The organism is Chryseobacterium sp. CP-77, from assembly GCF_036362765.1.
Lineage (GTDB): Bacteria > Bacteroidota > Bacteroidia > Flavobacteriales > Weeksellaceae > Chryseobacterium > Chryseobacterium cupriresistens.
Genome location: NZ_CP143637.1, coordinates 4,506,757 through 4,521,569, shown reverse-complemented (window position 1 = coordinate 4,521,569; position 14,813 = coordinate 4,506,757). Strand labels below are relative to the sequence as shown.

At 36.7% G+C, this 14,813-nt stretch carries 16 protein-coding genes; 9 read left to right on the top strand and 7 right to left on the bottom strand.

Annotation, left to right across the window (positions count from 1 at the left end):
- The first annotated feature begins 19 nt into the window (after positions 1-19).
- Both V0410_RS20335 and secG read left to right on the top strand, forming a co-directional pair.
- Positions 20-2,065 carry a M16 family metallopeptidase gene (locus V0410_RS20335; RefSeq protein ID WP_330745407.1) on the top strand — a complete coding sequence of 682 codons (2,046 nt, stop codon included), beginning with the start codon at positions 20-22 and terminating at the stop codon, positions 2,063-2,065.
- 133 nt (positions 2,066-2,198) lie between these two features.
- Positions 2,199-2,546: a preprotein translocase subunit SecG gene (gene secG / locus V0410_RS20330; RefSeq protein WP_330745406.1), complete on the top strand. Its 348-nt coding sequence runs from the start codon at positions 2,199-2,201 to the stop codon at positions 2,544-2,546.
- A 51-nt stretch (positions 2,547-2,597) separates the two neighbouring features.
- Here secG and V0410_RS20325 read toward each other — a convergent pair whose 3' ends face one another.
- Both V0410_RS20325 and recR read right to left on the bottom strand, forming a co-directional pair.
- Entirely contained in the window at positions 2,598-3,437 is an 840-nt protein-coding gene (locus V0410_RS20325; protein ID WP_330747731.1) for a glycosyltransferase family 2 protein, read from the bottom strand.
- A complete protein-coding gene (gene recR / locus V0410_RS20320) occupies positions 3,433-4,044 on the bottom strand; it encodes a recombination mediator RecR (protein ID WP_330745405.1) in 612 nt (203 codons plus the stop codon). Before recR ends, V0410_RS20325 begins: the two co-directional genes overlap by 5 nt.
- A gap of 236 nt (positions 4,045-4,280) precedes the next feature.
- Between recR and V0410_RS20315 the strand changes: the two genes are divergently transcribed.
- The 5 genes from V0410_RS20315 to V0410_RS20295 all read left to right on the top strand — a co-directional run bounded on the left by V0410_RS20315 (position 4,281) and on the right by V0410_RS20295 (position 8,110).
- Positions 4,281-4,886, top strand: coding sequence for a hypothetical protein (locus V0410_RS20315; protein ID WP_076596213.1), 606 nt, complete (start codon positions 4,281-4,283; stop codon positions 4,884-4,886).
- A gap of 23 nt (positions 4,887-4,909) precedes the next feature.
- Positions 4,910-5,401: a hypothetical protein gene (locus tag V0410_RS20310; RefSeq protein WP_330745404.1), complete on the top strand. Its 492-nt coding sequence runs from the start codon at positions 4,910-4,912 to the stop codon at positions 5,399-5,401.
- An 80-nt stretch (positions 5,402-5,481) separates the two neighbouring features.
- Positions 5,482-6,924: an aminoacyl-histidine dipeptidase gene (locus tag V0410_RS20305; protein ID WP_330745403.1), complete on the top strand. Its 1,443-nt coding sequence runs from the start codon at positions 5,482-5,484 to the stop codon at positions 6,922-6,924.
- A 218-nt stretch (positions 6,925-7,142) separates the two neighbouring features.
- The gene (locus tag V0410_RS20300) at positions 7,143-7,724 is read left to right on the top strand and encodes a TIGR00730 family Rossman fold protein (RefSeq protein ID WP_330745402.1); all 582 of its coding nucleotides are present in this window, start codon (positions 7,143-7,145) and stop codon (positions 7,722-7,724) included.
- Between the two features lie 17 nt (positions 7,725-7,741).
- Complete coding sequence (locus V0410_RS20295; protein ID WP_330745401.1) at positions 7,742-8,110, top strand: hypothetical protein; 369 nt, start codon at positions 7,742-7,744, stop codon at positions 8,108-8,110.
- Between the two features lie 64 nt (positions 8,111-8,174).
- Here the strand turns inward: V0410_RS20295 and V0410_RS20290 are convergent, their stop codons facing one another.
- Complete coding sequence (locus tag V0410_RS20290) at positions 8,175-8,504, bottom strand: 2Fe-2S iron-sulfur cluster-binding protein (RefSeq protein WP_034697026.1); 330 nt, start codon at positions 8,502-8,504, stop codon at positions 8,175-8,177.
- Positions 8,505-8,516: 12 nt separating this feature from the next.
- Positions 8,517-9,572, bottom strand: a complete 1,056-nt coding sequence (locus V0410_RS20285; protein WP_062675398.1) for an NAD(P)/FAD-dependent oxidoreductase — start codon at positions 9,570-9,572, stop codon at positions 8,517-8,519.
- A 153-nt stretch (positions 9,573-9,725) separates the two neighbouring features.
- On the opposite strand from V0410_RS20285, the gene V0410_RS20280 reads away from it, so the two are divergent.
- Positions 9,726-10,496, top strand: coding sequence for a DUF3108 domain-containing protein (locus V0410_RS20280; RefSeq protein WP_330745400.1), 771 nt, complete (start codon positions 9,726-9,728; stop codon positions 10,494-10,496).
- A 386-nt stretch (positions 10,497-10,882) separates the two neighbouring features.
- On the opposite strand, the gene pheS is transcribed toward V0410_RS20280, so the two are convergent.
- Together pheS and V0410_RS20270 are read right to left on the bottom strand one after the other, a co-directional pair.
- Entirely contained in the window at positions 10,883-11,893 is a 1,011-nt protein-coding gene (pheS, locus tag V0410_RS20275; RefSeq protein ID WP_110010876.1) for a phenylalanine--tRNA ligase subunit alpha, read from the bottom strand.
- A gap of 126 nt (positions 11,894-12,019) precedes the next feature.
- Positions 12,020-12,679, bottom strand: a complete 660-nt coding sequence (locus V0410_RS20270; RefSeq protein WP_034697022.1) for a YceI family protein — start codon at positions 12,677-12,679, stop codon at positions 12,020-12,022.
- 75 nt (positions 12,680-12,754) lie between these two features.
- Between V0410_RS20270 and V0410_RS20265 the strand changes: the two genes are divergently transcribed.
- Positions 12,755-13,690 (top strand): sulfate/molybdate ABC transporter ATP-binding protein, encoded by a 936-nt coding sequence (locus tag V0410_RS20265; RefSeq protein ID WP_330745399.1) that lies wholly within the window; start codon positions 12,755-12,757, stop codon positions 13,688-13,690.
- Positions 13,691-13,939: 249 nt separating this feature from the next.
- Here V0410_RS20265 and V0410_RS20260 read toward each other — a convergent pair whose 3' ends face one another.
- Positions 13,940-14,284 carry a zinc ribbon domain-containing protein YjdM gene (locus tag V0410_RS20260; protein ID WP_062675403.1) on the bottom strand — a complete coding sequence of 115 codons (345 nt, stop codon included), beginning with the start codon at positions 14,282-14,284 and terminating at the stop codon, positions 13,940-13,942.
- Between the last annotated feature and the right edge of the window lie 529 nt (positions 14,285-14,813).

Sequence of the window (14,813 nt, the reverse complement as noted above, 5' to 3'; positions counted from 1 at the left end):
AAAAATTAAATTTTTACAAATGAAAAAGCAATTAACATATATAGCTGCAGCATTTTTCTTTACAGGAATGGTTTCAGCACAAAAAATAGATCTTAATGCAATGCCGAAACCGGGACCTACTCCTGCGATTAACATTGCGAAGCCAAAAACTTTCCAGCTAAGCAACGGCCTTACGGTAATGGTGGTTGAGAACAACAAATTACCAAGAGTAAGTGCCAGCCTTTCTATGGACAGACCTCCATACAACGAAGGAGCAGTAACCGGAGTAAGCGGAATTATGGCTGAGCAGTTCGAAAACGGAACTACCAATATCAGCAAAGACGACTTCAACAAAAAAGTAGATTATCTTGGAGCAAACCTTAATTTCTCTTCGGGGGGTGCTTCTGCCAATTCACTTTCAAAATATTTCCCTGAAGTTTTAGGTTTAATGGCTGATGCCATTATTAATCCTAAATTTTCTGCTGAAGAAATTCAAAACTCTAAGGAGAGAACGATTGAAGGATTAAAAGCTGATGAAAAAAATGCTTCTTCTATTGCTGAAAGAGTATCCAACGCTTTGATGTATGGGAAGAATACGTCAAGAGGTGAGTTTGAAACGGTTGAATCTATCAACAAAATCCAGCTTGCTGACGTACAAAATGTTTATAAAAAATACTACGCTCCGGATAATGCTTATTTAGTAATTGTAGGAGACGTAAAGTTTGACCAGGTAAAACCTTTGATCGAAAAAGCTTTCAGTGGCTGGAAAAAAGCAAACACTCCTATTACACCATTGGAACCTGCTTCTAATGTTGCTAAAACAGAGATCAACGTAGTAGATGTTCCTTCTGCAGTACAGTCTGTTGTTTCTTTAAACAACCTGAACACCCTGAAAATGAAAGATGCCAACTACTTCCCTGCTACAATCGCCAATTACATCCTTGGTGGTGGCGGTGAAGCCAGACTTTTCATGAACCTTCGTGAGAAAAACGGATTTACCTATGGGGCTTACTCAGAAATGGTGGCCAGCAAGTATTCTCCACAATTCTCTGCGAGTGCAAGTGTAAGAAATGAGGTTACAGACAAAGCTGTTAAGGAATTCATGAATGAACTTAATGCGATCTCTACCATAAAACCAGAAGAATTAGCGAACGCTAAAGCTAAATTAAAAGGAGCTTTCATTCTTGCCCTGGAACAACCTGCCAATATCGCAAGATTTGCTTTAAACCTGAAGGTTCAGGATTTACCTGCTGATTTTTATACCAATTACTTAAAATCTATTGATAAGGTAACTGCAGCAGATGTTTCCAATGCTGTAAAAGCTACAATTTTGCCCAACCAGAGCAGAATTTTCATCGCTGGTAAGGCATCTGATATTTCTGAAGGATTGGAAAAACTGGGTTATCCTGTAAAATATTTCGATAAAGAAGCCAACCCCGTTGCAAAACCAACTGTACAAAAAGTGGATGCCAATGTAACCGTTGCATCTGTTGTTGACAAATACATCAATGCTATCGGAGGAAAAGCTAATCTGGCGAAAATCACATCTTATACAACCAACGCCTCAATGTCTATGCAAGGACAAAACATCGATTTTAAAATCGTTAAAGCACAAGGCGGAAAAGAGCTTACCACGGTAACGGCAATGGGACAGGTTGTTCAGAAGCAGGTATTCGACGGGAAAACCGGCTATTCTATGCAAATGGGACAAAAGGTTGACATCACACCGGAGGAAATTGCCGAAAAACAAAAAAATCCTGAGATTTTCGAAGAATTGGGATTTGCAAAATCTCCCGACTATAAATTAGGAGGAATTGAGAAAATTGGCGGGGAAGACTCTTATGCTATTAAAGGTGGAAATACAACCTATTACTACAGTGTGGCAACGGGATTAAAAACCGGAGAGACTAAAAAAATAAAAGCTAAAGGTCAGGAAATGACCATTCCGACAACCTACTCTAATTACAAAGATGTAGAAGGCGTAAAAATGCCTTTCACGATCTCTGTAAGCCAGATGGGAATGGATATGACCATGAATGTAAAGTCTTATGAGATCAATAAGGCTACAGATGCTGATTTTAAATAATAACATCCTATTTTTATAGAAAAAACGGCAACAAATGTTGCCGTTTTTATTTTTATCAACATTTGGCGATATCTTTTTTTGTAATTCAGTAAAAAAAGATTAAATTTGCCCATTCAAAAAGATATCAGAATTAATGGATACTATATTTACACTATTGATGGTTCTTATTATGATTGCCAGTGTCTTATTGGTAATTATTGTTATGGCACAAAATCCAAAAGGAGGAGGCCTTTCCAGTACATTCGGAGGTGCATCATCTGCACAGTTCGGGGTACAGAGAACCAATGATTTCATGGAAAAAGCAACATGGACTCTGGGCGGAACTATCATCGTTCTTATCCTTTTAAGCGTTGTTATTACAGGTAAGCCTTCTCAGGCACTTCCTGCACAACAGCCTGCTAAGAAAGAAGCTCCGGCAAAACAGTCAGCTCCTGCTTCTTCTACAACCACTCCGGCACAGACTCCTGCACCGGCAAAATAAGAAGAATATCATCTTACATACAACAAAAGCAACTCAAATTGAGTTGCTTTTTTATTTTAACCTGATCTTTTCAATCTGATGCCGAAGCTTTAATCCTGCCTTTAAAAATGAATACTGTACAGGTTTTGATTCTTTATAATATTTATCAATAAAGATTTGCATGGCTCCGTAGAATCTGTTGAGGTATACTTCATCTTTAATGGTACTTTCCCCTTTGTGATGAAGAATTGAAACTTTCCCATAATAGAAGTTTTGATATCCGTTTCTTAAAAAAGTATAACAGAGATCAATATCTTCTCCATACATAAAATAAGCTTCATCCAATCCTCCTATTTTTTCATAGACCTCTTTTTTAGCCAATAAAAATGCTCCGGTGATTACTTCCACTTCAGCAATAGCATTTTCTTCTATATCGTTTCTGTAATAGGATTTCGAGTTGTTCTTTTTAAAATTGGTAAACAGCTTTTCAAATGAATTGAACATATCCGGAACCGATCGCTTGCTTTCAGGAAGAAAATTTCCTCCGGCATCATGCATTCTTACCCCCAGACATCCGAATGAAGGCTGTGCATCTGCAAAATCCAGCAGTTCTTTCATATAAAACCCTTCAAATTCCGTATCGGGATTCAAAAGCAAAATATATTCTCCTTTTGCCTTCCGGACAGCCTGGTTATTTGCTTTTGCAAAACCACCATTTGTTGAAGATGATATAAAATGTACGTTGGGAAATTCAGAAATAAGATCTCGCCATGAGCTATCTGCAGAAGCATTATCAATGACAATCACCTCATAATCTATATCCTGTACATACTTCCGGAGCGACAGGAGGCAGCTTCTAAGCAATTGGGTAACATTATAATTAACAATAATAACGGACAACTTCATATTAATCCTTTTCGTTGTAAGGCAATCTATTGATAATAGATCTCCCCAAAGAAATTTCATCTGCATATTCCAGTTCATCCCCTACAGAAATTCCTCTTGCAATGCTGGAAAAATTCACATTGAAACTTTTAAATTTCTTGTAAATATAATAAGCCGTTGTATCTCCTTCCATCGTAGCACTCAGTGCGAAAATAAATTCCTTTACCTGTCCGTCATTCAGTTTCTTTTCTATGCTTGGAATATTCAGCTGGCCTGGCCCTACTCCTTCCATGGGAGAAATTTTCCCACCGAGAATCAGATATTTTCCTGTATACTTTCCTGTATTTTCAATCGCAATCACATCTCTTACATCTTCTACAATACAGATCAGTTCACCGTTTCTCTTTTCATTGCTGCATATTTCACAAATGTCAAAATCTGAAAAATTATGACATTCTTTACAATACTTTATTTCATTGACAAGGTTAATCAGGGAGTTGCCAAGGTTTACAGCTCTTGAATTGGGCTGCTTCAACAAATGGAGTGCTAACCTCAAAGCCGTTTTTCTTCCAATCCCAGGCAATCCCGAAATCTCATCTACTGCTTTTGCCAATACTTTACTAGGGTAATCCATAGGTACAAAAATAAGGATTAAAGTTGATAATTGATAGTGAATCGTTAATGGTCAATTCACTTCGTTAGTGAATTTGTATAAAGTAATTATTGACTATTGACTTTGCGCAGCAAAAATTGACTATTGACCATGAGATTAATGTCCCATTATGATATTTTATATTTCCCGTGTTTCTGAGAACACTAAAAAACCTTTATATTTGCGGCTTAAATTAAATATGAAAAAAATAAACTGACATGGTACTTAACAATCTTAATTATCCACTGGATTTCAAATTCAAAATCACTACTTTAGCAAGTGACTTCAACATTACTGACAAAAATGGAAATTATGTGGCATATGTTCGTCAGAAAATGTTCAAGTTAAAAGAAGATGTTATTGTTTTTAATGATGAAAGCAAGTCTAAGGAACTTTTCAGAATCAGGGCAAATCAATGGATTGATTTCAATGCTTCGTATTCTTTGAATGATCTTATCGACAACAAAAATTTTGGCAGACTGGCGAGAAAAGGAATGCGTTCTATCTGGAAAGCAAGTTATGATATTCTGGATGCACACGATCAGCCTAAGTTTAAAATTCAGGAAGACAGTGCATGGGTAAGATTCTGGGACAGCTTTGTAGGAGAACTTCCTATCATCGGGATGTTTACAGGGTATTTCCTTAATCCATCTTACACCGTAACGGGTATTGACGGAAAGGCTTATTTTAAACTGAAAAAAATGCCTTCATTCTTCGGAAGAAGATTCCAGCTGGACAGACTGATCGATATTGATGATGAGGAAGAAAGCCTGGTAATCCTTTCTTTATTGATGATGACACTTCTTGAAAGAGCAAGAGGATAAACAAATAATAAAACCACAAAGACATGAAATATGTAATCATTGTATTTTCCGCATTTCTATTGGTAGCCTGTAAAAAGGAAAAAGAAACTGTGTCGGGTTCTGCTCCTGCTGATTCTTTACATATCACTAAAGATACTGCTTCTATAAGACCTTCTTCAGGGAATATTCTGGTGGGAACCATTCCGTTTCCAAAAGAAATCAAAGAATGTTCCTGCTATTTTGCAGCCAGCAAATCTGATTTTGAAAATGAAAGATATATCTACGCGGATGATGCCGGAAAAACAGCATACATGATGCTTGACGGTAAAAGACTGGCGATGAATCTCATTTCATCAAGTGACATGGAAGTAGATGAATTGCTTACCAAGGAAATAGAAAATGATGATTACAAAATTTCTGTAAAAGGTAAAAAAATAAAGGGCGAAGAGGCTTTACTGTTTGAAGGAACTCTGACTATAGAGAAACCGGACGGAACTACATTTACCACTCCGATCTATGGAGAATGCGGATGTTAATAAAGCGAAATCCTACAAAAATGCTTCTGTATCTCACGGAAGCATTTTTTATTTCGTAAATTTGAGAAAAATAAATTTCAATGGAATTATCTAATATAGAACCGCAGATTATATGGAAAAATTTCTCCAGATTAAATGCTGTTCCAAGACCTTCAAAAAAAGAGGAAAAAGTAATAGCTTTTATCAAAGGATTTGGTGAAGATTTAGGACTGGAAACTACGGTAGATGAAGTAGGAAACGTTATTATTAAAAAGCCAGCCACGGCAGGAATGGAAAACCGTAAATCTATTGTGCTTCAATCGCACCTTGATATGGTTTGCCAAAAAAACAATGATGTGAATTTCGATTTTGAAACCGAAGGAATCAAAATGGAAATTGACGGTGACTGGGTAAAAGCAAAAGGAACTACTTTGGGCGCTGATAATGGTTTAGGAGTAGCTACCATCATGTCTATCCTTGAGAGTTCAGATATTCCACACCCTGCATTGGAAGCTCTTTTCACGATTGATGAAGAGACTGGAATGACAGGTGCTTTAGGATTAAAACCAGGGCAATTGACAGGACAAATTCTATTGAACCTTGATACTGAAGAAGACGATGAAATTGATATCGGCTGTGCAGGAGGTGTAGATGTGACAATCACCCAAACCTATGCTGCAGAAGCTTCAAAAGGACAAATTGTAAGACTTGAAGTAAAAGGTCTTCAGGGAGGTCACTCCGGAATGGATATCCATAAAGGTTTCGGAAATGCCAATATCATTTTGGGAAGACTTCTTTACACCGGACTGGAAAGCCAGAATATTGAATTGATCTCTATCGACAGCGGAGGGTTGAGAAATGCTATCCCAAGAGAAGGAGTTGCTGTAATTTCAGTGAGAAATGCCCAGGAATTTATTGAAAATGTAACGGTTCTTAAAAAAGAGATCTTAGAAGAATTTGCCACTGTAGAACCGGGACTTCAGATCAATATTGAAAACTCTACGTCTTCCGATAAAGCTATTTCAGAAGCAGATTCTAAAAAAGTGATCCTTACTTTAAAAGCGCTTCACAACGGAGTATACAGAATGAGCCCTGATGTGGCTGATCTTGTAGAAGCTTCCAACAACGTGGCAAGAGTAGAACTGAAAGGTGGAGAACTTAAGATTTTAAATCTTACAAGATCTTCTGTAGATTCTTCTAAATATTCAGTGGCAGAACAATTGAAATCGGTTGCGGAACTGGCTGGAATGAATGTTGAGTTCAGCGGATCATATCCGGGATGGAAGCCAAAACCAGGTTCAGAAATTGTACAATTGATGGAGAAGCTTTATACTGAAAAGTTCAGCGAAAAACCTCATGTAGTAGCTTGCCACGCTGGTCTTGAGTGTGGAATCATCGGAGCCAACTATCCTGAAATGGAAATGGTAAGCTTTGGACCAACGATCAGAGGAGCGCACTCTCCTGATGAAAGAGCGAATATTCCTTCAACTCAGAAATTCTGGAGCTTCCTGAAAGATATTTTAGCCAATATTCCTCAGAAATAGAACATTAAAATAACGATATTAATATCCAAAGTCTTATGATTTTGGATATTTTTAGTTTTAATCTGAATATATTTATTTAATTGAAAATAAAAAGTGCTTCGACAGGCTCAGCATGACGCTGCTAAAAATTTATCTCTAAAAAAGCAGTTAGTATTAGAGATGTCATGCTGAGCTTGTCGAAGCATCTCAACAATAGCATAAAAAACAAATCTAATACAATGAAAAGTATCACCGTATTCTGCGGCTCAAGTTTTGGCTCGCATGACATTTACAAAGAACAGGCATTTTTATTGGGACAAACTCTAGCTCAACAAGGTATACAGCTTATTTATGGCGGTGCTGATGTGGGTTTGATGGGAACGATAGCAGACGGAGCATTAGCCGAAGGAGGCAAGGTTATTGGAGTCCTTCCCCACTTTCTGCAATCCAAAGAAATTGCTCACAAGAACTTGACAGAACTTATCATCGTGGAAACCATGCACGAAAGAAAAACCAAAATGAATGAACTTTGTGACGGCGTTATCGTTCTACCCGGCGGTTATGGAACGCTGGAAGAGTTTTTCGAGATGATCACCTGGGCACAGCTCGGGCTTCACAAAAAACCGATCGGAATTCTGAATATTGACGGATTTTATGATGATCTGATCAATCTGGTTCAAACCATGGTGGACAAAGGATTTTTAAAGCAAATCAACAGAGATATGATGCTGATCTGCAGTACCATTGATGATCTGCTGAAAAAGATGAGAAATTATCAGGCGCCTACAGTTGGGAAATGGATTTCTAAGGAGGAAATTTAAGTTTTATAGTCTTTCACATGAATAGCTACAACGTTAATAAAGAAATGCTCGGAGTTGCCACAGTATTTGTAACTATATTCGTTATTGTTCCTGCTCTTTCTTCTTATTTTATGGAAGATTGCAAGACTTCTATGGAAAGAGTTAAGAAGCAAAAATGTAAAATTAGAGTCGAAAGCATTGAAGGTATAAAATCTATTAAATTAAAGGGAACTATTCCTGAAAGCATTCAACCTTGTGAATGTTATGACAACGGCCAATGGTGGATTTCCTATAAAGATGAAATAGAACCGGGAGATTACTTTATAAAGAATGAAGGTGAAAGTTATTTAGAAATCATTAAAGAAGACACGCTAATCAGACACGAGTATATATGTTCTCAGAAATAAATATGAAAACAAAACCCGTCCGGAAAATCCGGACGGGTTTCTTATTAAGATTAAAAAATATTTTCTAAGGATAAGGAGCAATTTCCACTTCGAGCCCTTCCATGGCATCGGCAATATGCAACTGGCATCCCAATCTGCTGTTGTCTTTCACATGGAAAGCCTCAGCCAGCATGGCGTCCTCTTCATCTCCCATCGGTTCCAGACCCGGATCATTGATTACATATACCTGGCATGAAGCACACATCGCCATTCCTCCGCATACCCCAATAGTACCTTCTTCTGCCAATTCATAGGAACGGATAATTTCCATTAAGTTCATGGACATATCCGTAGGAGCTACGACATCGTGGGTTACCCCTTCTCTGTCGGTGATTTTAATATTAACGTCTGACATAATTCTGCAAAATTAGTCAATTTTTTTCACAACTGCCTTCTCTGCTTCTTTACGGCTTCCGTCAAATCCGTCTACACCACTTACCGTTGTATATTTTAATACGAATTTTTTACCAGGATTTAGTCTGTTGTATACACTCTGGCACATTAAAGTAGCTTCGTGGAAACCACAAAGGATCAACTTCAGTTTTCCAGGGTATGTATTGATATCTCCGATAGCGTAGATACCATCAATATTAGTTTGATAATCAAGAGCATTGTTTACAACGATTGCATTTTTCTCGATATTCAGTCCCCAGTTTCCAATCTCACCCAATTTTGGTGTCAATCCGAATAAAGGAATGAAATAATCTGTTTCAATATCGTAAGCTTCCTGTCCTTCTACTTCTACAGTGATTGCTTCTACTTTTCCGTCACCTTTAATACCGGTAACTTCGGCAGGTGTAATTAATTTAATTTTCCCCTGATTTTTCAGATCCTGAACTTTCTCTACAGAATCCAAAGCTCCTCTGAATTCATTTCTTCTGTGAATCAAAGTTACTTCACTTGCAACGTTAGAAAGGAAAATACTCCAGTCTAATGCAGAGTCTCCTCCACCAGCAATCACCACTTTTTTATTTCTGAAGTGTTCAGGTTCTTTAACGAAATATTCAAGACCTTTTTCTTCATAGTCAGCGATATTTTCAAAAGTAGGTTTTCTTGGCTCAAAAGTCCCTAAACCTCCTGCGATGGCAATCGCTTTGCATCTGTGAACGGTTCCTTTGTTGGTAATCACCTCAAACCATTCATCATCTATTTTTGTATAAGAAACAGCGGTTTCCCCTAAGGTAAATCCAGGCTGGAACTGCTTGATCTGCTCCATCAGATTATCCACCAATTCTCCGGCATTCACAGAAGGATAACCAGGGATATCGAAAATAGGTTTTTTAGGATAAAGTTCAGCCAATTGCCCTCCCGGCTGTGGAAGTGCATCAATAATATGACACTTCATTTTTAATAAACCAGCTTCAAAAACTGCAAAAAGTCCTGTAGGTCCCGCACCTATGATCAATATATCAGTGGTTATCATAATCTTTAAGATAATTTAATTATACATGTAACTGCAAATTTACTAATTTTAATGCGAAGCATATTTAATTGATTCTAAATAAAAACCTGAGATTTGTCAAATATCTATCTTTTAAGATTTTAAATTTGGCAATATTTTTGTAAATGTCTTGTTATGAATAAACTTTTGAACCTTTTTGCTGTATTTATATTCTTTTTAGGCTCTGCCCAGATTGATAATATTGCAGATGGCGAATCTATTACTCTTAGAATCCACTATGGTTTCCTTAATGCAGGAACTGCCAATCTTACGACCAAACAAACTACCTACAAAGGAGTTCCTCATCTTTATGTAAAAGGGACAGGACAGACTACAGGTGCCGTAAAAGCATTCTTCAAAGTAGAAGATTTATACGAAAGTTTCATCAATACACAAACGGGATTACCAAGCTTTTATGTTAGAAATGTACGTGAAGGAAGTTACCGCCAGCATTTTGAAACCGTTTTTAATCACGATAACAGCACTTTAATTTTAACAGATAAAAAGACACCAGCTAATGGTTCTAAAGTTCTGAAATCAGTAAAAGGTGTTCAGGATATGCTTTCATGCTTTTATTATTTAAGAAGTAAAAGTCCCGATGAATTGAAAGTAGGAACAGTTATCAATATGAATGTGTGGATTGATGATGAAATGTTTCCTTTCCAGCTGAAAGTAACAGGAACAGAAAATTTAAAAACCAAATTTGGAACTATTAACTGTTTAAAAATTATTCCTTCTGTAAAAAGCGGAAGAGTGTTTAAGGAAAAAGAAGGTGTAACCATGTGGGTTTCCAATGATTCCAACCACATTCCTATGCTGTTGAAAGCTGAACTTGCAGTAGGATCACTGAAAGCGAGTATTGATGATTATAAAAATGTGAAGTACCCTTTAAAGTTCACTAAATAACAATCATCAGTTTTAAAGATAAAACCTGTCTCAAAAGTCAAATAATTTGATTTTTGTCATTCTGACGAAGGAAGAATCTCATCGATAATTAATAACCTGAGATTCTTCATTCCCTTTCATTTCGTTCAGAATGACACTTTTGAGACAGGCTTTTGTATGTTCAATGTAATAGAATATTAATATTGATTGTCTTTATAATAGAGGCAGACAAAGAGCTGCAGCATGTCAATACTTCATTTGAGGTACCTGGCGGTTCCGAACCGAAGTATGGGCATAAGAAACAGACACGTGTAAATTTTTCAATAAGATCAGTTTTTAATTACGTTTTGTTTCTTAGGTCAGTAATTAAAAACAAAAAACCTCCGGAGCTCCGGAGGTTTGATTTTTTATAGCGTTTTGAATTGTTCAAGTGTTCTGATATCATTTTCGAAGAACATTCTGATGTCACTCATCTGGTAAAGAAGCATCGTGATTCTTTCAATACCCATTCCGAATGCATATCCTGAATATTTCTCAGCATCGATATTCACATTTTTCAATACGGCAGGGTCTACCATTCCGCATCCCATAATTTCCAGCCATCCTGTACCTTTTGTGATCCTGTAATCTGTTTCTGAGTTTAATCCCCAATACACATCAATTTCAGCACTTGGCTCTGTGAAAGGGAAGAAAGAAGGTCTCATTCTGATTTTAGATTTTCCGAAAAGCTCAGTCGTAAAGAACTGGATTGTTTGCTTCAGGTCTGCAAAGCTTACATTTTCGTCAATATATAATCCTTCAATCTGATGGAAAATACAGTGAGAACGTGAAGAGATTGCTTCGTTTCTGAACACTCTTCCCGGAGATAAAATTCTGATAGGCGGCTGGTTTTCTTCCATATAACGCGTTTGTACAGAAGAAGTATGCGTTCTCAAAAGAATATCCGGATTCTGCTCAATGAAGAATGTATCCTGCATATCTCTTGCCGGGTGATATTCCGGAAGGTTAAGCGCTGTAAAGTTATGCCAGTCATCTTCAATCTCTGGTCCGTCTGCTACTGCAAAACCGATAGATTTGAAGATTTCAATAATTCTGTTTTTTACCAGATTGATCGGATGTCTTGAACCTAATTCCAATGGAAAAGCAGGTCTTGTAAGATCTTCCTTTTCAATCACAACAGACGATGCGGAAGCATTTTTCAAATCCTCCAGTTTTACAGCCACTGCCTGCTTCAAAGTATTGATTTTCTGTCCGAATTCTTTCTTTTGGTCGTTAGGAACTTCTTTAAATTTTTCAAAAAAATCATTCAGAACCCCTTTTTTACCGTTGTACTTGATTCGGAAGTTTTCGATCTCTTCCTTAGAGGTAGCATTGAAGCCGTTTACTTCGACCAGTAGTTCTTCTATCTTTTCTATCATTATTTTACCCTTTCAAAATGTTTTGCAAAAATACGATTTTAAGTTGAATAATAAGTCCGTCAAAAAAAAATCTGCCTCTTTTTCGGGAGGCAGACTTCAATCACTTATTTCACTTAAATAAAAAAATTATTTCTTTTCTAAAGCTTTAACGCTGATCTGAAGAGTTACCTCGTCTTTGATTACACCGTTTTCAGCAGGAGCCTGGAACTTTACTCCAAACTCTTCCCTCTTGATATCTTTCGGCTCAGTAGCTACACTTACTTCTCCATCTTTCACAGAAACATTAGCTTTAAACTGAACAGGCTTTGTAATTCCTTTAATCGTTAAATTACCATCTAAAAGAGTATTATAATCCCCTTCTGTAGCCGGAGTAACCTTTGTAATCTCATAAGAAGCTGTCGGGAATTTTTCAACTTCAAAGAAATCTCCGCTTTTCAGGTGGCCATTTAATTTCCCTAAATCTTCCGGGCTGTCTTTCAAGTCCACAGAAGTTAAAGAGTTCATATCAGCAACGAATTTTCCGCTTTCCAGTTTTCCGTCTTTCACCGTCACATCTCCGCTTTCAAACCTGATGGTTCCAAAATGGCTTGTATTCTCAGATTTAAATACTTTATATCCCTTCCATTCAACCTTACTGTTTAGCGTATCCAAAGTGAACTGGCTACCTTCTTTGGTAGTTGTCACCTCATTACTTTCACTCGTAAGTGGTTTGTCTTTTTTACAAGAAACCATTACAGCAGCAATAAATAATGCAGGAATAGCTAACGAAAACAGTTTTTTTCTCATTTTTGATTTATTTTTATTAGTTCCGCTAATATAATAAAAAAAATTATGTTTTCATAAAAACCTTACATTTGTAATATGCTATTAGAAATAAACAATTTATTTTTCTCTCATAACAAAGAAAATCCCCTGTTTCAGAACCTTAATCTAAGGTTTGAAGAAAACAGGATTATAGCGCTGGCCGGTGAAAGCGGATGTGGAAAATCTACTCTTCTTAACCTTATCTATGGTCTTTTGGATTGGGAAAAAGGAGAGATCATTTTTAACGGAGCAAAGCTTTTGGGACCGAAAGGAAATCTTGTTCCCGGAGAACCAGAAATGAAATTCGTAGCCCAGAATTTTGATCTTATGCCTTACGCTACGGTGGCTGAAAACGTAGGAAAATTTATTTCTAATATCAATTTAAAACAGAAAAAAGAAACCGTAACGGAACTTCTTGAGGTAGTGGGACTTCAGGAATTTGCCAACGTACTTCCTAAATTCTTAAGTGGCGGACAACAGCAGAGAGTGGCTATTGCAAGAGCATTATCTGTACTTCCAAAACTTCTTATTTTAGATGAACCCTTCAGTAATCTGGATTTTCCTAGAAAAATTGAACTGAGGGAAAGACTTTTCAGATATGTAAAACAGCATGAAGTTTCTCTGATTATTTCCACGCATGAACTTCAGGATATTATGCCATGGCTGGACCAGATTGTCATTCTGCAGGACGGAAGACTGATTCAGAATGACAGTCCGGAGGAAACCTACAGACATCCTTACAATTCTTATGTTGCTAAGCTATTCGGGGAAGTGAATATTTTCAGTGAAGCAGAAGCTGAAAATTTCCAGCTTACCAAATTCTCTTATTATCCCAAAGAAATCAAAATCACAGAAACCGGTCTTGAAGCCGAAGTTCTTGAAAGCAGATTTGCAGGAAATTATTACTGGAATAAATTAAGAGCAAAAGAAAAGGAGCTTGTTGTGTATACGGATGAGAAAATATCAGGAACGATCTGTATTTCGTTTATGTAAGCGAAAAACCAAATTGCACATAACTTATACATTCACTTATACTTATCAATAAAAAAAGCACAGACGTAAGAAGCTGTTTTAAAACTTTTTCTTACATTTGTACTTCTAAAGTATAAGGAAATTTTTGGTTAATTCTCTTTCTGCCTTCCAGACGGACATTAGCAATCTTGCAATTAAGTCTGTTGAAAGATTACACTGTCCAATTTTTTCCTTTTCTTTATTTTCAGGGCATAGAAAAACAAAGTTTTCTTATGCTTTCTTAACAAATTCTGACTTAAGAGCCATTGCTCCGAAACCATCAATTTTACAGTCAATATTGTGATCACTTCCCGGTCTCAGACGGATATTTTTCACTTTAGTTCCGGCTTTTACCGGTTTTGGTGCTCCCTTTACAGGTAGATCTTTTATTACCACTACAGAATCTCCATCCTGAAGTTCATTTCCATTGGAATCCAGGATTTTTCCTTCATTTGCGGCTTCGGCAGCGGCTTCTGCCGGATCCCACTCGTAGAAACACTGGGAACATACCATCATATTATCGCTCGGGTAGGTAAACTCAGAGCTGCATTTTGGACAAATTACTGTGTCACTCATATTTTTATTTTTTGCAAAGGTAGAACTTTTTAGAGGTTGAAGTCAATAGATAAAGCTCAGTATAGTAGATCATAAGCGCCTGTTAATTTTACACAGACAGGTGAATTAATACAAATTAAATAAACTTGCTGCAAAGAAAATAAAGTATAGTAATGAACAGTGTATATTTTGTTAACAAATATTTTTCATTAAGCAAAAACACAGGTTTATTCGTCTTATAGTAAAAGGCTATCTTCGACAAATAAAAAATACAAATAATCGGAAAATCTTTACAAATTCAGCATTAAAATTTATTTCTACTATGCAAAAAATTAATAAACACACAGGCCATTCACTACTGAATCTCAGATTGTCAGTAGTCAATTTTTACTTTGCAAATTGAATCGTGAATGCGCAACCTTTCATTAGAAAACTGATCTGTACAATATTAATATAATTACTCATAACCTCTCAACAGGAAACACGAAAATTCACAAGCGAAGCGGATTCACCATTCACCATCAACGATCCCCTTTACCTCTCCTATTCT